We start from the raw sequence: 18,491 nt of genomic DNA on the forward strand, positions 1-18,491 counted from the left end.
CGCGGCCCCGCCCACACCGGCCCGGTCAGGCCGCACCGGCGCCCGTACCCGTATCCGTATCCGTAGCGGCACCCGAGCCGCCGCCCGAGCCGCCGCCCGCGCCCGCGCCGGCGTCGGACGGCGGTCCGGGCCGGTCGGCGGCCGGGTCGGACCGGTCCCGCCTGACCTCGCGCAGGTACGCCAGCGCCTGCCGGCGGGGCACCTCGCCCAGGAGCCGGTGTTCGTGGAACCCCCGGCGGGCCTCGTTGCGGGCGTTGACGAGGGCCTCGGCCCGCAGGACCAGCAGGCCGGCGAAGGCCGTCGTCGCGGCCGCCCACCAGGGGGCCCCGTCCAGTGCCACCGGGCCGGCCGCCAACAGGCCGCCGAGGGGGGCGAGAAGGCGTGTGACGGTCATGTGCATGCTCCTCGAACGAACGGGCGACGGATGGTGGCGGGGTACGCGCCGGGGCCGACGGATCCGTCAAGAAATCCTCCGGACCTGACGGTTGGCCGTACAGGCGACGCTCCGATGGCCAATATGAGTGCTCCGGGGCGGACTTGGCGCCCCGGAACAGGCTGCGGAGGCCCTGGCCGACGCGTCCCACCGACCACCGTTCTATGCCCGCCGCACCCCCGCTGACCAGGGACGTCCGGCACCTGTGAACGAGTGAACGCCAATGAACGGCTCGTGAACGAGGAGAGCTGATGGCAGCATCTGCCGGCTTTCGGCCACGGGGGCCCCAGCGCCCCGATCCGGCGGCGGCCCCACCGGAGATACGGCCCTGGGTGACGCTCATGCGCCGGGTCCACGACGAGCTCTACGAAGGACTGGACCCGGCCGAACGCCCCACCGTCACCGCACTGGCCGAAGCCGCCCACTGCAGCCGGTCCTACGTCTCGGAGTCCTTCTCGGGCAAGAGACCCCCCTCGCTGTCCCCGTTCCTGTCCATGGTGACGGCGCTGGGCGGGGACCCCGCCGAGTGGGAGCCGCGGTGGCACCGCGCCGTCGCCGAGCGGGAGTCGGCCGTGGCGGCGTCGGTCATGGCGGCGGGCGCCGGGTCGGCCGCCTCGGAGGAAGAACCCCTTCCGCCGCTGCCCGGGGTCGAGGACGCCGCCGCGGACGGGTCCCCGGAGCCCGTCGCGGACGCCCCGCCGTCCGCTCCCGGTCCCGCCCCGGACGTCCGCCGCTACCCCGTTCGCAGGCTGCTGCGGAACGCCGTCGCGTGGGTGGTCATGGCGTTCACCTGGCCGGCGCGGACCCGCCGGGACCGGCAGGCGGGACGCCTGCGCCGCAAGCTGGTCAAGCAGGTCAGGAACAGGACGGCCGACGAACTCGCGCGGGCCGAGGCCCACCACTACCTCCGGCCGCGGTTCGCGGTCCTGACCGCGCGCCGCGAGGAGTACGCCGGGCGCGGCCGCCGGGACAGGAGGGCCCGCAGGAACGAACCCGTACCGGTGGCGACCCACGTGACGAGCATCCGCGCGCTCTACGAGGAAACCGACGACCTGGTCCTGCTGGGCAAGCCGGGCATGGGCAAGACCACCCAACTCGCCCGGCTCGCACACCGCCTGGCCGTCGAGGAACTGGACGGCGGCGCCGACGGGGAGCCCCTGCGGGTCCCGGTCTACCTGCGCCTGGACACCTACCGGGGCGAACCGCTGGAGGAGTGGCTGGCCGAGGCGATCGTCCGTCAGTACAGCGACGTCTCCCGCCTGCTGGTGCGCACCTGGCTGAGCGAGCACCGGCTGCTCCCGGTGCTGGACGGCCTGGACGAGGTGCCGGAGGGGGACCGGTCCAAGTGCGTCGCGGAACTGCGGCGCCTGCGCCGCGCCTGCCCGGGGATGGCCGTCGGCTGCCGCACGGACGAGGCCGACCTGCGCCGTCTCGCCTTCGCCCTCCGTTCCCGGCACTACGTCGAGATCCAGCCCCCGGGCCGGCAGGACGTCCAGGACTTCCTCGCCGCCGACCGGGAGGCCCTCGCGGACGTGCACGCCGCCCTGGAGGAGGACGCGGACCTGTGGCCGCTGCTCCAGTCGCCGATGATGCTCGGCTTCATCCGCGTCACGTACCGCAACAGGCCCGCGACCGACCTGCGCCGGCCCGGCAGCCTCGCCGAACGGCGCGGCCGGATCTTCGACGCCTACGTGGGGGAGTGCCTGCGGCGCGAGCGCCCGCGGCCGGACGGGGCTCCCGAGCGGACCCTGACCTGGCTCACCTGGCTGGCCCGGACCCTGACCGAGCGCGGTGAGCACGTGCTCTACCTGGACCGCCTCGACCTCGGCTGGCTGTCGCGCACGGAGCAGATGCTCCCGCGGATCATCCCGAACCTCGCCATGTCGGTCTGCGCGCTCGGGCTGCCCGTCCTGTGGGTGGCGGCGGCGGTGCGCGCCGGGGTGGTGCACACCAGCGTCTCCGGCGCGGCGGCCCTCGCCGCCACCATGGGGGTCACCTGCGCCGTGACGGCGTACAAGTCGGAGAAGCGGGCGGTGGAGGCCGGCGAGGAAGGCGGCGAGGACGGCGGCGGCCGACGGCGCGGGGCCCTCGTGGGTCCCGTCGCGGCCACCGGGCCGCTGATGGTCCTCATGGTGTACTGGCTGGTCTACGTGGCGCACGTCGACCTGTTGGCGCCGGGAGCCGTGGTGGTGGCCCTCGCCTACATGTGGGTCGCCGCCACCCAGATGGAGGCCTCCTTCACCGATGTCTTCGATCCGGTGGAGCAGATGCGGTGGACCTGGCGGCGAAGCGAGCGGATGATCTATTCGAAGGCCAAGTTCCACATCGTGCGCGGTGCGTTGTCCCTGTTCATGTGGCTGGCCATCGAGTTCCTCCTCGGCTACGTCGTCCACCTGCTCTGCCCGGAACCCTCGTGGATCGGCCCGGCCGCGGCCGCGCTGCTGGGCCTGGTCTACATCGTCGGCAACCAGTTCGAACCCTCGCTCCAGGACCGCCGCCCGCGCCCCAACGAGGGCGTGCGCCGCACGGTGCGCTTCTCCCTGGTCCACGGCTTCGCCGGGCTGGCCGTGGGGGCGCTCGGCCTGATCGTGCTGATCGGCCTGGCGGTGCCCGGCCACGACCTGCGGCCGGCCGGCTTCGTGGCCGCCCTGCTGGGGCTGCTGTTCGCCGTGGTGCGGGGTTTCCGGTTCGGGGGCCTGGCGGTCCTGCGGCACTGGACGATCCGGGCGATCCTGGCGTACCGGGGGCACACCCCCTACCGGTACCGGCGGTTCCTGCACACCGCGGAGGAGCGGGTGCTGCTCTTCCGGACGGACAGCGGGTTCTTCTTCCCGCACCGCCTGCTCCAACTCCACCTGGACACCCAGGTGGAGCGGCTGCTGCCGCGCGTCACGCCCGGCCCGGCGGTGCCCGCCGCACGCGGCCGGACGTGACGGGTCACGCGACTAGGCGTCGGCCGGCCGGCGCGGCTCGCGCCACATTCCCCACAGCACGGGCCCACCGCCCGGCAGCGGCACCTCCGCGCGCACCCGGAAGCCGAAGTGCTCGTAGAGGGGGAGGTTGGAGGGCTTGGAGGACTCCAGGTAGGCGGGCAGGCCCGCCGCGTCGGCCTTGGCCAGCCCCGAACGCAGCAGGGCGGCGCCGTGGCCCCGGCCCTGGGCGGCCGGGTCGGCGCCGATGAGCGCGAGGTACCAGTGCGGTTCCTGCGGCGTGTGCGCGGAGGCCGCCCCGACGGCCTCCCCGAACAGGCCGGCCCGGTCACCGAGGATGCCGCGCAGCTCCTCGATGGTCCCGGCGTCGGGAACGGCCTTGGCCCCCGCTTCCGGGGCCACCCAGAAGGAGGCGGCCGACCCGGTGCGCTCGCACACGCCGTGGTGGACGTACTGCCGGGTGAAGAGGGTGGTGAAGTATCGGCCCAGCGACTCCTCGCGGGAGGCGTCGTCGGGGAAGAACCAGCGCATCATGGGGTCGTCGTCGAAGGCGCGGGTCAGGATGCGGCTGACGAGGGGGGCGTCTTCGATCGCGGCCGTTTCGGGCGTGTTCGTTATCGACATACGGGTCATTCTGCACCCGATGATCTTGAGCCCGGGGCCGGGGTCCCGCTCCCCGCGCGTGACCTCCCCGCGCTCGTGGCGTTGGGTGCGTGTACGGCGAGCCGGCGGAAACGACCGCCGGCCGCTCGGTCATGAGCAGTGGGAGGCGTACATCGTGTTGACCGGTGACGGCTTCAGCAGCAGCACCTTCGCCATCGAGCTCGGCAAGTTCCAGGTCGAGACCGTCCAGAGCGTCTCGGGACTCCAGCTGGAGCAGGACGTGGTGGAGGTCCGGCAGGTCTCACCGACCGGTGAACTGCTCATCCGCAAGCAGCCGGGCGCGCGCAGGACCGGCGAGATCACGATCACCCGGGGTATGGACAAGAGCACCGCGTTCACCGACTGGATCAAGGCCACCCTGGCCGACGCCGAGCTCGACGCCGCCCGTCAGAACATCACGATCGCCTTGCAGGACGCGGAGAGGCGGACCGTCCGCCGCATCCACCTCAGCAACGCCCGGGCGTCCCGCTGGGAGGGGCCGTCGCTGGGGGCCTCCGAGTCCGGGCCCGCGACGGAACAGGTGACGATCACCTACGAAGACATCACCGTCGAGTAGCCATGGGGTTCTGTCCGGCGGATCACGTCCGCAGCCACAGCCGGATCGCGGCGACGGTGACGGTGCCGTGGAAGACGTGAGCCCGCCGGGCAGCCCCTAGGCGGGCTGCTCCTCGCCCAGGGCCGGGGCCGGGAGTTCGCGCAGCAGCCAGTTGAGGACGTCGGGCAGGGCGCGGAAGGCCGCGAAGTGGGCGGCGTCCGGGTCGATGGTGGTGGTGGCGCCGGGGATGCGGCGGCCCAGCCAGCGGGAGTGGCCGACCGGGGAGAACACGTCCAGCTCCCCGTGCCAGATCAGGACGGGGGAGCGGATGTCGGCGGGGTCGAAGCCCCAGGGGCGGCTGAAGGCCAGGATGTCGTCGATCCAGCCCCAGGCCGAGGTCCGGACCCCCTCGCGGTAGTTGCGCAGCAGCATCGACCGCAGGCCCGAATCGGAGACGATCATGCGGTCGTTGAGGGTCAGCTCCCGGCGAAGCTCCTCCAGGAGCCGTCCCGGGTCCCGGCGGATCCCGGCGGCGCGGGGGATCAGCCGGGCGGCGAGCTCCTCGGGGTCGTCGGTGGCGGTGGTGTACTCCCGTACGTTCGAGGCGGCCATCCCGGCGAACCAGTCCAGGTCCTCGGCGTCCCGGGGGGCGAGGGGGACCAGGGCGGCGGTCCGGGTGACCCGGTCGGGCAGCAGGGCGGCGCAGGCCAGGGCGCCGGGGCCGCCGCCGGACCGGCCGGCCACGGCGAAGGTGCCCAGGCCGAAGGAGTCGGCGACGGCGGCCACGTCGTGGGCCACGTCGGCGACGGTGCGGCCGGGGTGGCGGTCGGAGGCGCCGTAGCCGGGCCGGTCGTAGGCGATGAGCTGCACCCGCCGCTGGTAGAGGACCATGCCCCGGGGCGCCGGGCCCAGGCGGCTGCCGGGCATGCCGTGGAGCAGGAGGACGGGCTTGCCGTCCGGATCGCCCCAGCGTTCGGCCACCAGGGTGCGTCCGTCCGCGGTGCGCACTTCTTTGCGCACGCGTTCCCTCCCTCACGCTCGACGCGAGCAGTCAGGGTGATTGTGCTCTTCGGCCGGGGAATGCGGTAGGCCGCATCCCCGGGAAATTCTTGTGAAGGATTTCGCGGGCGCGCAGGAGTCTTTGGTCCCCTGGCATATGCGCAGGTCAAGGCGGTGATCAAAAAGATGTGAACGGTGCTGAACGGGCCTTCGCCCTGTCGTTGAAGGGCTTTTTCGGTGCGGTTGCTTCCGGTTTTGGGTGTCGAATTGGCCCATCAGGAAAACAGTTCGAAAAGAAGGGTTCCCGCCACGGAGGCCGACGAGACCCGGGCGGGCCCTCCGCGTCCCCGCGGCGCCTCCCGGCCGCGCTCACGCCTCCGGCGCCCTCGGCGGGGCCGGGACCAGCAGGGCCACCGCCGACCGGGCCCGCTCCAGGGCCCGGTCGCGGTCCGCGCCGCGCTGGCCGAGGACGACCCGGGTGCTGAGCCCGTCCAGCAGGGCCAGCAGCTCCGAGGCGCGGGCGGGCACGTCCAGGGGCGCGAACCTGCCCTGGTCCACCCCCTTGGCGAGGAGCGCCTCCAGGTCCCGCTGCCAGCCCTCGTCGATCTCCTCCTGGGCGGCCTTCAGCGGTTCGTTGGAGGCGGTACGGGCCCACAGCTCGATCCAGAGCGTCCAGCGCGGGTCGCGCGGCCCCTCGGGGAGGTACAGCTCCAGGAAGAGGTCCAGCTTGCGGGAGGCGGTCACCCGCCGGCCCAGCAGCGCCCGGCGCTCCTCGGCGAGCTGCTCCTCGCTCCAGCGCAGGGCCTCCAGCAGCAGCCGGTCCTTGCTGCCGAAGTAGTACAGGATGTGGCCGCCGCTGGTGCCGAGCCGCTCCGCCAGCGCGGACATCGTGAGCGTGGCCAGGCCGTCCTCGGCGATCGCCGCCATGGCCTCTTCGAGCATCCGCTCCTGGGCGATCCGCCCGTCGCGCCGCCGCGCCGCTCCCGCCACCGGTCCCGCCTTCCCGATCTTCCTTGGCCAGACCTTATCCCGGACAGGGTCTTGACGTGGCCGTATCCCGCACCGCATCTTGAATGCCATTCAAGAACCTAGAACGTCATTCAAGGTTCATGGCCGGCGTCAGCCAGAGTCAGGGGTCCGTCATGGCACAGCAGGAGACACAGGAGAGAGCCGACGTCGACGAGGTGTTCCGCGTCGAGACGCACGGCATCGACCCCATTCCCGACGCGGAACGCCACGGCGGCGCCAAGGACCTCTTCTGGCTCTGGTTCGGCTCCAACCTCACCTTCACCTACGTGATCAACGGCGCCCTCGCCGTCGCCTTCGGGCTCTCCTTCTGGCAGGCCACCGCCGTGGTCGTGCTCAGCGCCCTGTCCTTCTTCGCGATCAGCGCCGCCGGACTCAGCGGCATCCGCACCGGCACCGCCACCCTCGTCATCTCCCGCGCCGCCTTCGGGACCCGCGGCAACTTCCCCGCCGGGGTCCTGAACTGGGTGGTGAGCATCGGCTACACCATCGTCAACACCGTCGTCGGCACCCTGGCGCTGGAGCTGCTCCTCGCCCAGACCGGCCTCGCCGACGGCAAGACGGCCCGCGCCCTCGCGCTCGCCATCACCCTCGTGCTCACCTTCGCCGTCACCCTGTGGGGCCACGCCACCGTGCAGTTCGCCGAGCGCTGGGCGGCGTACGTGCTGGCCGCCGGCTTCGGCGCGCTGCTCGTCTTCGTCCTGCCGGGCGCCGACACCTCCGCCGCCCCGGCCGCCGCGCCCGGACTCTCCGGCTGGAGCCTGGCCTTCGTGGTGATGCTCGCCGGGCCGTTCTCGTACCTGCCGATGCCCGCCGACTACACCCGCTACCTGCCCCGCACCACCACCCTGAAGTCGATCACCTGGAGCGGGGCCCTCGGCGGCATCGTCTCCTCCGTGGCCCTCGGCGTCGCCGGGGTGGCCGCCGCGACCCAGACCGACATGACCGACGCCGTCGCCGGAGCCGAGGGCCTGCTGCCCGGCTGGTTCCGGCCGCTGTTCCTGTTCCTGGTCCTCGGCGGCTCCGTCACCAACTCGATCATCACCCTCTACTCCTCCGGCCTGAACCTCCAGGTCCTCGGCATCCCGTGGAGCCGCGCCCGCGCCCTCGGCATCAGCGCCGCCGTCACCGCCGCCGGCTCGCTCGCCGCGCTCTTCCTGGCCGACTTCACCACCTCGCTGCTCTCCTTCCTCTCCCTCCTGATCATCGTGTTCGCCCCCTGGGGCGGGGTCTTCCTCGCCGACATGCTGATGCGCCGCTGCCACTACGACGCCGAAGCCCTGCACGCCGGACGCCAGGGCACCTACTGGTACCGCTCCGGCTACCACCCCGCCGGGATGACCGCCCTCCTCGCCGGTCTGGTCTTCGCCGCCCTGACCTGCGACTCGGAGCTGTGGACGGGACCGCTCGTGGCCCCGCTCGGCGGAGCCGACCTGACCCTTTTCGGCTCGGTGGTCTCCGGGCTCGTCTACTGGGCCCTCGCCCGCCGCCGCCTCCCGGCGCACGCCCCCGCGGCCTGACCTCCTCCCCCCCGTACGTCCACGCACCCTGGAGCACCCATGTCCCGTCCCCTCCCCGCCGACCTGCTGCTGACCGGAGCCCGGATCCACACCGTGGACCCGGACCTGCCCGAGGCCGAGGCCCTCGCCGTCCGCGACGGGGTGATCGTCTGGGTCGGGCCCGACGCCGGGGCGGCCGCCTGGGCCGGTCCGGACACCGAGCGGATCGACGCGGGCGGCCGGCTGGTCCTGCCCGGGTTCGTCGACGCCCACAACCACGTCCGGCTCGGCTCCGACGCGGACTGCGTCCAGCTCGCGGGGGTGCGCACCCTGGAGGGCATCCGGGAGCGGATACGGGCCTGGCGGGCGGAGCACCCCGACGCCGGGTGGATCGAGGCCGAGGCCTTCGACTACTCCGCGATCCCGGGCGGCCGGATGCCCACCGCCGCGGACCTGGACCCGGTCACCGGTGACGTCCCGGCGATCGTGCTCTCGTACGACGTCCACACGGCCTGGCTGAACACCGCGGCCCTGCACCGGCTGGGCGTCTCCCGGGACCGTACGGACCTGCCCTTCGGCACGGCCGCCGTGGACCCGGTGACCGGCGAACCCACCGGCTTCGTCAAGGACTTCGCCGTCAAGGGCCTGTCCCGGGACGGCCACCGGGCGCTGCGCGAACTGGGCGTGCCGTGGGCCTCGCCCGACCGGCAGTACGGACGCCTCGCCAGGAGCCTCGACGACGCCATCGGCTTCGGCATCACCACCGTCGTCGAACCGCAGAACTCCCTCGACGACCTCGAACTGTACGAACGGGCCCGCGCCGAGGGCCGGCTGCGCTCGCGGATCGTCGCCGCCCTGTTCCACCCGCGCGGCACAGGCGACGCCGACCTGGACGCGTTCGCCGAGGCCGCCCGGCGGTTCGACGGGGACCGGCTGCGGGTGGGCCCGCTCAAGCTGTACATCGACGACGTGGTGGAACCCCGTACGGCCGCGCTGCTGGAACCGTACGCGGGCTGCGGCCACCACCGGGGCGAGACCTTCTACCCGGCCGAGGAGTTCGCGGAGCTGCTGGCGAAGCTGGACGCGCGGGGCTTCCAGTGCTTCGTCCACGCCACCGGCGACCGGGGCATCCGCACCGTCCTGGACGCCGTCGCGCACGCCCGCGCCGTCAACGGCCCGCGCGACGCCCGCCACCAGGTGGTGCACGTGGAGTGCCTGGACCCCGAGGACGTGCCGCGCTTCGCCGAGCTGGGCGTGGTCGCCTGCATGCAGCCGCGGCACTGCGCGCCCGAGATCGCGGGCCCCGGCCAGGACTGGGCCGAGAACGTGGGGGAGGAGCGCTGGCACAAGGCCTGGCCGATGCGGAGCCTGCACGAGGCCGGGGCGGTGCTCGCCTTCTCCAGCGACTGGAACGTCGCCGAGATGGACCCGATGGTCGGCATCTACACGGCGGTCACCCGCCGCCCGCTGTCCGGCGGGGGCCCCGCGTGGCAGCCGGCGGAGACGGTGGACGTGGAGACGGCGGTGTACGGCTACACGATGGGCTCCGCCCACGCCAACTTCCTGGAGGCGCAACGCGGTTCCCTCACCGTCGGCAAGGCGGCGGACTTCGTGGTGCTCTCCCGCGACATCCTGCGCATCCCGGCGGAACGGATCCCGGGCACGGTGGCCGAAACCGTGGTGGTGGCGGGCGAAATCGTCCACCGGGCGGGCTGAATCCCGGCGCCGGGTGTGCCTGCGCTGCCCCTCCGGGGCGGCTCCGCTCCCAGGAGGGGGTGGGGACATGGACGCGCTCGTCGAGTTCGTGCTGCTGGCGCTCGTCGTCCTGACGACCGGGACCCTGGCCCGCAGGACGGTCTCCCGCCGGGCGGCCGCGCGCACGGCGTCCGCCTCGGGCGGCGCCGTCGTGGCCGTCCCCTGCCGGGCACGCTGGCGACAGGGGGCGCGCCGGCGGTTCTTCGGCTACGGGAAGCTCGGCGTCGGCGCGGACGGCACGGGCGCGGAGTTCAAGGCCCCGCTGCGCGGAGCGGTTCCGGTGCCCGTGGGCGGCCGGGTGGCCGTCCGGGAGGGCATGCGGCCGGGCATGCGCGTGCTGGAGTACCGGGCCCCGGACGGACAGCGCGTCGACTTCCGGGTCTACGACGCCGAAGCCGCCCGGACGGCCCGGCTGCTGGAGGGACCGGACCCGGCGGGCCGGTGAACCGGCCGCCCGCCGGAGGGGGCCGTCCGGGCCCCGGGGCGGTGGCTGCCGGCCGGTGGGCGGGGGCGTGGGTGAACACCGCCGTCCCGGGGGTGTTCACCGTCCGGGTTCGGCCACGGGGCCGGGTCCGTGGCCGGGTCCGTGGCCGGTTCCGCCGGTGGAGCCGGGTACGGACGGGTCGTCGTCGGGCAGGCCGCTGCCCACCGCCGCCCCCGGTCTGCCCCGGCGCGTGACCGCGCAGGCCAGGGTGATCGCGGCGCCGGCCACAGCCCAGGCGGCCAGCACGAGCATCGGCCCGCGGGCGCCGTTGCCGTGGAAGTAGGTGATGGAACGGGCGGCGTACGTGCCGGCGCCCGGCGGCAGGGCCGGGCCGATCGCGCTCCAGAACGGCGGCAGCAGCGGGTACGGGTAGGCGCCCCCGGCGCTCGGGTTGCCGAGCACCACGACCAGCAGGATGGCCAGCCCGATGCCGATCACGCCCGCCAGCCCCTGGAAGGCCAGGGTGATCGCGCCGACCGCGAAGACGACCAGGGTGCCCAGGCCCCACAGCCCCATGAGCGAGCCGGGCAGCGCGTCCAGCACCGGGCCGGCGATGACCGCGCCGAGCAGCCCCGCGACGAGGGAGTACAGCAAGAGCGCGCCGAGCCGGATGACGGCGCGGTGGATGTTGGCGGGACGGGCCCCGGCGCTGATCGCGAGGATCGCGGCGCACAGGTAACCGCCCACGCACCAGCCGATGACCAGGTAGAAGGAACTGAGCCCGCGGGCGTCGCCCCGGTAGGCGGGGGCCACGTCGACGACCCGGACGCCGCGCCCCTGGGCCTTCTCGACCGCGCCGACGACCTGCTCCAGGGCCTGGGAGAGCGAGGCCCCGGCACCGCTCGCGACGAACAGCCGGTCGGTGGTGCCCGCCGGGTCGATGACCAGCGCGCCGTCGACCTCCCGGTTCTCGACCTGGGTGACGGCGGCGGCCTCGTTCTCGACCGCGCGGGGGTCGAGGGGTTTGCCGGGGAGGGCGGCGAGCCGCTGCGCCGACTGCTGGGCGACCCGCTCGACGGGAGCGGCCACCGCGATCGGGATCTCGTGGGGCTCGGGGTGGTGGAAGGCCCCGATGTACGAGGTGACGAAGGCCAGCTGGAGGGCCAGTACGCCCAGGACCAGCAGGGCGGCCCGGACGGTCACGGCGTCCTTGACCTCGGCGAGGAAGCCGCCGGGCGGCTCGGCGGCGGGACTCTCGGTGGGCTGGGTCATGTCCCTCACGCTCGACGCGGCGGGGGCCGGCCGCAGCAGGGGAGGACCGAATGGATGATCGAACAAGTGTTTCGCACGGATATTCGAATTGCTCTATGGTGGAGCCGGGGGAGGTGTTGATTCGAGCGAAGCAGGAGGCCGCGGGTGCCTGGTTTTACGCATCTGCACACCGTTTCGGGGTTCTCCACGCGGTACGGGGCTTCGCACCCGGAGCGGCTGGCGGAGCGCGCCGTCGAGCGGGGCATGGACGCCCTCGCCCTGACCGACCGCGACACCCTCGCGGGCGCGGTGCGGTTCGCGAAGGCCGCCGCGAAGGCCGGGATCCGGCCCCTGTTCGGGGTGGACCTGGCCGTGTCCCCCGCGGAGCCGCCCGCCGGGTCCCGGGCCGGGGCTCCCGCGGGCGGGGCCGGTGAGGCCTCGTACCGCAGGCGGGTCCCGGTCAAGGGCGGGGCCTTCGTCGACGAGTCCGCCCCGCGAGCGCTCTTCCTGGCCCGCGACGGCGCCGCCGGATGGGCGCAGCTGTGCCGGATGGTCACCGCCGCCCACGCCGCGGACCCGGCCGGGCCGGGGGAGACCGCGGAGTCCGCCGGGACGGGCTTCGCACCCGGCGGCGGGCGGCAGCCGATGGTGCCCTGGGAGGCACTGTCCGGCGACGGGGTGTTCGTGCTGCTCGGGCCCGGTTCCGAGGTCGGCCGGGCGCTCGCCGCCGGACGCCCCGACCGGGCGGCCCGGCTGCTCGCGCCCTGGCGGGAGGTCTACGGGGACGCCCTGCGCCTGGAGGCCGTCCACCACGGCCGCACCGGCACCGGCCCCGGCTCGCTGCGGCTGGCCGCCCGTACCGTCGGCTTCGCCGCCGAGCAGGGCGTCCCGGCCGTGCTCACCAACGCCGTCCGCTACGCCGACCCGGGCCAGGGCCCCGTCGCCGACGTCCTCGACGCCGCCCGCCGCCTGGTCCCCGTCGACCCCCGGGGCCCCCTCGACGGCGGCGAACGCTGGCTCAAGGACCCCGGCCGCATGGCCGAGGCCGCCGACCGGATCGCCGAGGCCGCCGGCCTGCGCCCCGCCGATGCCCGCCGGCTGCTCGCGCGGACCCGGGAGACCGCCGGGGCCTGCTCCGTCGACCCCGAGGACGACCTCGGCATCGGCTCCGTGCACTTCCCCGAGGCCCGCCTCGTCGGCGCCGCCCACCGCACCGCCCAGCGGATGCTCACCTCCCGGGCGTCGGCGGGCCTGGTGCTGCGCGGCCATGCCGACGACCCCGCCTACTGGGAGCGGATGCACGAGGAACTCGACGTCATCGCCCACCACGGCTACGCCTCGTACTTCCTGACGGTCGCCCGGGTCGTCGACGACGTACGGGAGATGGGCATCCGGGTGGCCGCCCGCGGCTCCGGCGCCGGCTCCCTCGTCAACCACCTCCTCGGCATCGCGCACGCCGACCCCGTCGCGCACGGACTGCTGATGGAACGCTTCCTGTCCAGGCGCCGCCGCGTCCTGCCCGACATCGACATCGACGTGGAGTCCGCCCGCCGGCTGGAGGTGTACCGCCGGATCACCGCCCGCTTCGGCGCCGAACGCGTCGCCACCGTCGCCATGCCCGAGACCTACCGGGTCCGCCACGCCGTCCGCGACGTCGGCGCCGCCCTGTCCATGGACCCGGCCACCGTCGACCGCCTCGCCAAGGCCTTCCCGCACATCCGCGCCCGCGACGCCCGCGCCGCCCTGGAGGAACTGCCCGAACTGCGCGACGTACGGGGCGAGGCGGGCGGCGGGCCGTACGAGCGGCTGTGGGACCTCGTCGAGGCCCTGGACGCACTCCCGCGCGGCACCGCCATGCACCCGTGCGGGGTCCTGCTCTCCGACGCCACCCTGCTCGCCCGCACCCCGGTGGTCCCCACCAGCGGCGAGGGCTTCCCCATGTCCCAGTTCGACAAGGAGGACGTGGAGGACCTCGGACTGCTCAAACTCGACGTCCTGGGCGTGCGGATGCAGTCCGCGATGGCCCACGCCGTCGCGGAGCTGCGGCGGGCCACGGGACGGGAACTCGACCTGGACGACCCGGCGCAGGTGCCGCCGGGCGACGGGCCGACGTACGAACTGATCCGCTCCGCCGAGACGCTGGGCTGCTTCCAGATCGAGTCCCCGGGCCAGCGCGACCTGGTGGGCCGGCTCCAGCCGGCGGACTTCCACGACCTGGTCGTCGACATCTCCCTCTTCCGCCCGGGCCCGGTGGCCGCCGACATGGTGCGCCCCTTCATCGAGGCCCGGCACGGGCGGGCCCCGGTCCGCTTCCCGCACCCCGACCTCGCCGACGCGCTGCGCGAGACCTACGGGGTCGTCGTCTTCCACGAGCAGATCATCGAGATCGTGCACGTCATGACCGGCTGCGGACGGGACGAGGCCGACCGGGTCCGGCGCGGGCTCTCCGACCCGGACTCCCAGGGCCGGATCAAGGCCTGGTTCGCGGCGACCGCGGCCGCGCGGGGCTACGCGGCGGAGGTGATCGCCCGGACCTGGGAGATCGTCGAGGCCTTCGGCAGCTACGGTTTCTGCAAGGCGCACGCCGTGGCCTTCGCCGTGCCCACGTACCAGTCGGCCTGGCTCAAGGCCCACCACCCGGCGGCCTTCTACGCCGGACTCCTCACCCACGACCCCGGGATGTACCCCAAGCGGCTGCTGCTGGCCGACGCCCGGCGCCGGGGCGTACCGGTCCTGCCGCTGGACGTGAACCGCTCGGCGACCACCCACCGCATCGAACTGGTGTCCGATGACCCGGAGCTGTGGGGCCTGCGGCTCGCCCTCTCCGACGTCCACGGCATCAGCGGGGCCGAAGCCCTGCGCATCGAGGCCGGCCGGCCCTACGCCTCGCTGCGCGACTTCTGGGACCGGGCACACCCCGGCCGCCCCGTCGCCGAACGCCTCGCCCAGGTCGGCGCGCTGGACGCCTTCGGCGCCAACCGCCGCGACCTGCTGCTGCACCTGGCGGAACTCCACGGCGCCCAGCGCGCCGCCGGGGCCCGGGGCTCCACCCAACTGCCGCTGGGCGGAGGCCGGTCCACCGCCCCCGTCGGACTGCCCGACCTCACCGAAGCCGAACGGCTCAGCGCCGAACTCGGCGTCCTCGGCATGGACGCCTCCCGCCACCTCATGGGGGACCACCAGGCCTTCCTCGCCGAACTGGGCGTCGTCCCGGCCCGCCGCCTGCGGGACACCGCGCACGGCCGGACCGTCCTGGTCGCCGGCGCCAAGGCCGCCACCCAGACCCCGCCGATCCGCTCCGGGAAACGGGTCGTCTTCACCACCCTCGACGACGGCACCGGCCTCGTCGACCTCGCCTTCTTCGACGACAGCCAGGAAGCCTGCGCCCACACCGTCTTCCACTCCTTCCTGCTCCTGGTCCGGGGCGTCGTCCAGCGGCGCGGACCGCAGAGCCTGAGCGTCGTCGGAGCGGCCGCCTGGGACCTCGCCGAACTGGCGGAACTGCGCGCCCGCGAAGGCCTCGGAGCCGTCACGGCCCGCCTGGCCGCCCCCCTGCCCGCGGCGACCCCCGACAACGGCCGCCGCATCCACCTCCCGACCGGCTACGAGATGAACCCGTGGGCCGACCTCCAGCCGCCCGGGGACCGCGCCGCCACCGGCCGCAAGCTGTGGCACTCCAGCCCCGGGAGCGCGGGATGAACCGCCCCCGCTCCGGAGCGGGCGTCCTGCACGTGCGCTGCGCCCCCACCCTGACCCCCGAGGGCTACCGCGAGGTCCTCGACCTGCTGCGCGAGTTCTCCCCGGTCGTCCAGGCCCTGCCGCCCCGGGCCGCCCTCGTCCAGGTACGGGGAGCCCAGCGGTACTTCGGCGCCGACCCCGCCCGCATCGCCGAGGTCGTCCGGCTGCGCGCCGTGGCCCGGCTCGGCACGGACGTCCGGATCGGCGTCGCGGGCACCTGGGCCGTGGCCGCCATGGCCTCCGCGCGGATCCCGGAACCCGGCGGCACCCTGACCGTCCCCGACGACCAGGCGGCGGTGGCCGGCTTCCTCGCCCCGCTCCCCGTGGACGCGCTGTACGGGCTCGGCTCCCGCCAGGCCGAAGCCCTGCGCGGCTACGGGCTGCACACCGTCGGGGCGCTCACCCGGGTCCCGCCCGGAGTCCTCGAACGGATCCTCGGCAAACGGTCCGGACGGCTCGTCGCCGACCGCGCCCGCGGCATCGACCCGCGCCCGGTCACCCCGCGCGACCTGCCCCCCTCGGCCGCCGTCCGCACCGGCTTCACCCGCCAGGAACTGGACGGCCCGCACACCCGCGCCGCCCTCCTCGCCCTCGTCGTCCGCCTCGGCGCCGCCCTGCGCGGACGCCGCCAGGCCGCCCGCTCCCTGTCCCTGACCCTCCAGTTCGCCGGCGGCACCCGCTGGGAGAAGTCCCGGCGGCTGCCCGAACCCTCCGCCCACGACGAGGACCTGCGCACCCTCGCGTACCGGCTGATGGACGCGGCCGGTCTGCAACGGGCCCGGCTCACCGGCATGGTGCTCCGCGCCGAGGACCTCACCGCAGCCGCGGGCACCACCCGCCAGCTCTCCCTGGACACCGCCCGCGAATCCCGCCTCACGGCCGAAGCCGCCGTCGACCGCGCCAACGCCCGCTTCGGCCCGGGCACGGTCCGCCCCGCCGCGACCTTCCTTTTGGGGGCGGCTTCGCCTCCGGGGCGCTGAAGCCCGGCTCACGAGGTCGCGCCCCCGGGGGCGCGACCCGGTCAGTCGTCCAGGTCGGGGAGGAGGCGGTGGGTCGTTTCCGTGCGCAGGGGGGTGGTCTGGGCCTGGATCAGGTGGAACTGGGCCTCGCGGGAGAGCCGTCCCGCGGTGTGCCCGAACTGGACCGCCCGGCCGCCGGCCACCACCACGCACGCCGCGGCCGCCCGCACGGCCAGGTCCAGGGAGGCGGCCCGCAGGGCGAGCCGGTCGGCGGTCCCTTCCCCCGGCGCGAGCCCGTCCCGCAGGGCGTAGGCCTCCGTGCGCAGCCGGGCCGTCCTGCGTGCGAGGCGCAGGCCGAGTTCCTCGAACGGGGGAGACCCGAGCAGGAAGTCGACGGTCGCCCGCAGCTGGCCGAAGACGGCCGGCTGGGCGTCGGCGTTCTCCAGGTCGTAGGCCCGGATCCAGTCGGCCCGCGGCATCCGCCCGACCACCCGCGCGTCGGGCACGCGCACCCCGCGCAGCTCGACCGAGGCCGTGTGCGTACCGCCCATCGCCCACAGCGGGGCCGCCCCGCCGACGGCGGTCAGCCCGTCGCCCGGGCCGGCGCAGTCCACCAGCGCGAACAGCACCTCGTCGGACGGCGTGACCGCGCCCACGTAGACCACGTCGGCCAGGCCCCAGCCCGTCATCCACGGAACCCGCCCCCCGAGCCGCCATCCGCCCGGCACCCGCTCCGCCGTGACCGGAGGGCGCGGATGGCGCAGGAAGGCGTAGCCGGCCGTGGCCCGCCGCTCACCGCCCAGCAGCGCGGGCAGCCACCGCGCGCGCACGGCGTCCCCGTCCGGGCCGTCCGCCACCAGCAGCGCCCTCACCGCCGGCACGTGCTGCGTCCACACGAACCACGTCGACGGATCGACGGCCGCCAGCACCTCGTGCACCTCCCGGACCACCTGACGGGCCGTGAGCCCGCCCGCCGGGTCCGGTTCGTATGCGAGCAGCCCGTACGCGCCGCACGCGGCGAGGGCATCCAGGTGCGCGCGCGGCACCCCGGCCCCGGCGGTGTGCTCCGCCCGCGGCCGCAGGACCCGTACGGCGGTCTCCGTGACGGCCGCCACCAGCGGATCGGCCGCCAGCGTCGACGGGGCGGCCAGGGCGGTACCCGCGCCGGGAGCGCTCTGCATGGGCGCGATCACCTCAAGTCCGGTTCCGGAGGCGTCCATTGTTCCGGAGCGGAGCTGGAGACGGCCTCGACACACCAGTTTTTACCGACGCGTAACTTCCCTGTTTTGCTACTCGCCCGTAATTTAGCTGGCAGCAGCCCCTTGTGATCCGGATCACGGGACGAACCCCCACGCATTCCCCTTGACCCGCAAGGAGATCACCCCATGCTGCCCTGGAGACGCCTGCTCCGCCCGCTCGCCGTCCTCACCCTCGCCGCCGCGGCCCTCGTCGCCCCCACCGGCGCCGCCCAGGCCGCGTCCGGCCCCAGCAGCGGCTGGAACGACTGGTCCTGCAAACCCTCCGCCGCGCACCCGCGCCCCGTCGTCCTCGTCCACGGCACCTTCGGGAACTCCGTGGACAACTGGCTCGGCTTCGCGCCGTACCTGGTCCACCGCGGTTACTGTGTCTACTCCCTCGACTACGGACAGCTCCCCGGCGTGCCCTTCTTCAACGGGCTCGGCCCCATCGACAGGTCCGCCGGCCAGCTCGACACCTTCGTCGACCGGGTGCTGGCCTCCACCGGCGCCCCCAAGGCCGACCTCGTCGGGCACTCCCAGGGCGGCATGATGCCCCGCTACTACCTGAAGTTCCTGGGTGGCGGCGCCAAGGTCAACGCGCTCGTCGGGCTGGCCCCCGACAACCACGGCACCACCCTGTCCGGGCTCACCAAACTCCTCCCGTACTTCCCCGGCGCCGAGGACCTGATCAGCACCGCCACCCCCGGGCTGGCCGACCAGATCGCCGGGTCCGCCTTCCAGAACAAGCTGAACGCGGGCGGCGACACCGTCCCCGGCGTGAAGTACACGGTGATCTCCACCCGCTACGACGAGGTGGTCACCCCCTACCGGACCCAGTTCCTCGACGGGCCGAACGTACGCAACGTCCTGCTCCAGGACCTGTGCCCGCTGGACATCTCCGAGCACGTGACCATCGGCCTCACCGACCGCATCGCCTGGCACGAGGCGGTCAACGCCCTCGACCCCGCACACGCCGAACGGACCACCTGCGCGTCGGTCTTCGACTGACGCACAGGCGGTCCGTACCGCCCGTCAGGGACC

14 protein-coding genes are annotated in these 18,491 nt (G+C 74.4%); 8 read left to right on the forward strand and 6 right to left on the reverse strand.

The window, feature by feature from the left end; translation table 11 throughout:
- Positions 1-25: 25 nt before the first annotated feature.
- Positions 26-394: a hypothetical protein gene (locus tag ACEPPI_RS21855; RefSeq protein WP_373916936.1), complete on the reverse strand. Its 369-nt coding sequence runs from the start codon at positions 392-394 to the stop codon at positions 26-28.
- A 380-nt stretch (positions 395-774) separates the two neighbouring features.
- Between ACEPPI_RS21855 and ACEPPI_RS21860 the strand changes: the two genes are divergently transcribed.
- Positions 775-3,366, forward strand: a complete 2,592-nt coding sequence (locus tag ACEPPI_RS21860; RefSeq protein WP_373916961.1) for an NACHT domain-containing protein — start codon at positions 775-777, stop codon at positions 3,364-3,366.
- Between the two features lie 12 nt (positions 3,367-3,378).
- On the opposite strand, the gene ACEPPI_RS21865 is transcribed toward ACEPPI_RS21860, so the two are convergent.
- Positions 3,379-3,987 carry a GNAT family N-acetyltransferase gene (locus ACEPPI_RS21865; RefSeq protein ID WP_373916937.1) on the reverse strand — a complete coding sequence of 203 codons (609 nt, stop codon included), beginning with the start codon at positions 3,985-3,987 and terminating at the stop codon, positions 3,379-3,381.
- Positions 3,988-4,141: 154 nt separating this feature from the next.
- Between ACEPPI_RS21865 and ACEPPI_RS21870 the strand changes: the two genes are divergently transcribed.
- The gene (locus tag ACEPPI_RS21870; RefSeq protein ID WP_373916938.1) at positions 4,142-4,582 is read left to right on the forward strand and encodes a phage tail protein; all 441 of its coding nucleotides are present in this window, start codon (positions 4,142-4,144) and stop codon (positions 4,580-4,582) included.
- A 96-nt stretch (positions 4,583-4,678) separates the two neighbouring features.
- Here the strand turns inward: ACEPPI_RS21870 and ACEPPI_RS21875 are convergent, their stop codons facing one another.
- Positions 4,679-5,581: an alpha/beta fold hydrolase gene (locus tag ACEPPI_RS21875; protein WP_373916939.1), complete on the reverse strand. Its 903-nt coding sequence runs from the start codon at positions 5,579-5,581 to the stop codon at positions 4,679-4,681.
- A 348-nt stretch (positions 5,582-5,929) separates the two neighbouring features.
- Positions 5,930-6,550 carry a TetR/AcrR family transcriptional regulator gene (locus ACEPPI_RS21880; RefSeq protein ID WP_373916940.1) on the reverse strand — a complete coding sequence of 207 codons (621 nt, stop codon included), beginning with the start codon at positions 6,548-6,550 and terminating at the stop codon, positions 5,930-5,932.
- Between the two features lie 152 nt (positions 6,551-6,702).
- Between ACEPPI_RS21880 and ACEPPI_RS21885 the strand changes: the two genes are divergently transcribed.
- The 3 genes from ACEPPI_RS21885 to ACEPPI_RS21895 all read left to right on the forward strand — a co-directional run bounded on the left by ACEPPI_RS21885 (position 6,703) and on the right by ACEPPI_RS21895 (position 10,285).
- Positions 6,703-8,106, forward strand: a complete 1,404-nt coding sequence (locus tag ACEPPI_RS21885) for a cytosine permease (RefSeq protein ID WP_373916941.1) — start codon at positions 6,703-6,705, stop codon at positions 8,104-8,106.
- 39 nt (positions 8,107-8,145) lie between these two features.
- Positions 8,146-9,801 (forward strand): amidohydrolase, encoded by a 1,656-nt coding sequence (locus tag ACEPPI_RS21890; protein WP_373916942.1) that lies wholly within the window; start codon positions 8,146-8,148, stop codon positions 9,799-9,801.
- Positions 9,802-9,868: 67 nt separating this feature from the next.
- Positions 9,869-10,285 carry a hypothetical protein gene (locus ACEPPI_RS21895; RefSeq protein WP_373916943.1) on the forward strand — a complete coding sequence of 139 codons (417 nt, stop codon included), beginning with the start codon at positions 9,869-9,871 and terminating at the stop codon, positions 10,283-10,285.
- Between the two features lie 96 nt (positions 10,286-10,381).
- On the opposite strand, the gene ACEPPI_RS21900 is transcribed toward ACEPPI_RS21895, so the two are convergent.
- Positions 10,382-11,536 carry a DUF3533 domain-containing protein gene (locus ACEPPI_RS21900; RefSeq protein ID WP_373916944.1) on the reverse strand — a complete coding sequence of 385 codons (1,155 nt, stop codon included), beginning with the start codon at positions 11,534-11,536 and terminating at the stop codon, positions 10,382-10,384.
- A 144-nt stretch (positions 11,537-11,680) separates the two neighbouring features.
- On the opposite strand from ACEPPI_RS21900, the gene ACEPPI_RS21905 reads away from it, so the two are divergent.
- Together ACEPPI_RS21905 and ACEPPI_RS21910 are read left to right on the forward strand one after the other, a co-directional pair.
- Positions 11,681-15,214 carry a DNA polymerase III subunit alpha gene (locus ACEPPI_RS21905; protein WP_373916945.1) on the forward strand — a complete coding sequence of 1,178 codons (3,534 nt, stop codon included), beginning with the start codon at positions 11,681-11,683 and terminating at the stop codon, positions 15,212-15,214.
- The gene (locus tag ACEPPI_RS21910; protein ID WP_373916946.1) at positions 15,211-16,233 is read left to right on the forward strand and encodes a hypothetical protein; all 1,023 of its coding nucleotides are present in this window, start codon (positions 15,211-15,213) and stop codon (positions 16,231-16,233) included. Before ACEPPI_RS21905 ends, ACEPPI_RS21910 begins: the two co-directional genes overlap by 4 nt.
- Positions 16,234-16,274: 41 nt before the next feature.
- Here ACEPPI_RS21910 and ACEPPI_RS21915 read toward each other — a convergent pair whose 3' ends face one another.
- The gene (locus ACEPPI_RS21915; RefSeq protein WP_373916947.1) at positions 16,275-17,393 is read right to left on the reverse strand and encodes an acyl-CoA dehydrogenase; all 1,119 of its coding nucleotides are present in this window, start codon (positions 17,391-17,393) and stop codon (positions 16,275-16,277) included.
- Between the two features lie 204 nt (positions 17,394-17,597).
- On the opposite strand from ACEPPI_RS21915, the gene ACEPPI_RS21920 reads away from it, so the two are divergent.
- Positions 17,598-18,458 (forward strand): esterase/lipase family protein, encoded by an 861-nt coding sequence (locus ACEPPI_RS21920; RefSeq protein WP_373916948.1) that lies wholly within the window; start codon positions 17,598-17,600, stop codon positions 18,456-18,458.
- Positions 18,459-18,491: the final 33 nt, after the last annotated feature.

This window comes from Streptomyces sp. AB3(2024) (assembly GCF_041862025.1).
Classification (GTDB): Bacteria; Actinomycetota; Actinomycetes; order Streptomycetales; family Streptomycetaceae; genus Streptomyces.

Bases quoted from the DNA above. Each gene is read 5' to 3' on its own strand.
- ACEPPI_RS21855 (WP_373916936.1), bottom strand. From the start codon at position 394: ATGACCGTCACACGCCTTCTCGCCCCCCTCGGCGGCCTGTTGGCGGCC.
- ACEPPI_RS21860 (WP_373916961.1), top strand. From the start codon at position 775: ATGCGCCGGGTCCACGACGAGCTCTACGAAGGACTGGACCCGGCCGAA.
- ACEPPI_RS21865 (WP_373916937.1), bottom strand. From the start codon at position 3,987: ATGTCGATAACGAACACGCCCGAAACGGCCGCGATCGAAGACGCCCCC.
- ACEPPI_RS21885 (WP_373916941.1), top strand. From the start codon at position 6,703: ATGGCACAGCAGGAGACACAGGAGAGAGCCGACGTCGACGAGGTGTTC.
- ACEPPI_RS21890 (WP_373916942.1), top strand. From the start codon at position 8,146: ATGTCCCGTCCCCTCCCCGCCGACCTGCTGCTGACCGGAGCCCGGATC.
- ACEPPI_RS21895 (WP_373916943.1), top strand. From the start codon at position 9,869: ATGGACGCGCTCGTCGAGTTCGTGCTGCTGGCGCTCGTCGTCCTGACG.
- ACEPPI_RS21900 (WP_373916944.1), bottom strand. From the start codon at position 11,536: ATGACCCAGCCCACCGAGAGTCCCGCCGCCGAGCCGCCCGGCGGCTTC.
- ACEPPI_RS21910 (WP_373916946.1), top strand. From the start codon at position 15,211: ATGAACCGCCCCCGCTCCGGAGCGGGCGTCCTGCACGTGCGCTGCGCC.
- ACEPPI_RS21915 (WP_373916947.1), bottom strand. From the start codon at position 17,393: ATGCAGAGCGCTCCCGGCGCGGGTACCGCCCTGGCCGCCCCGTCGACG.
- ACEPPI_RS21920 (WP_373916948.1), top strand. From the start codon at position 17,598: ATGCTGCCCTGGAGACGCCTGCTCCGCCCGCTCGCCGTCCTCACCCTC.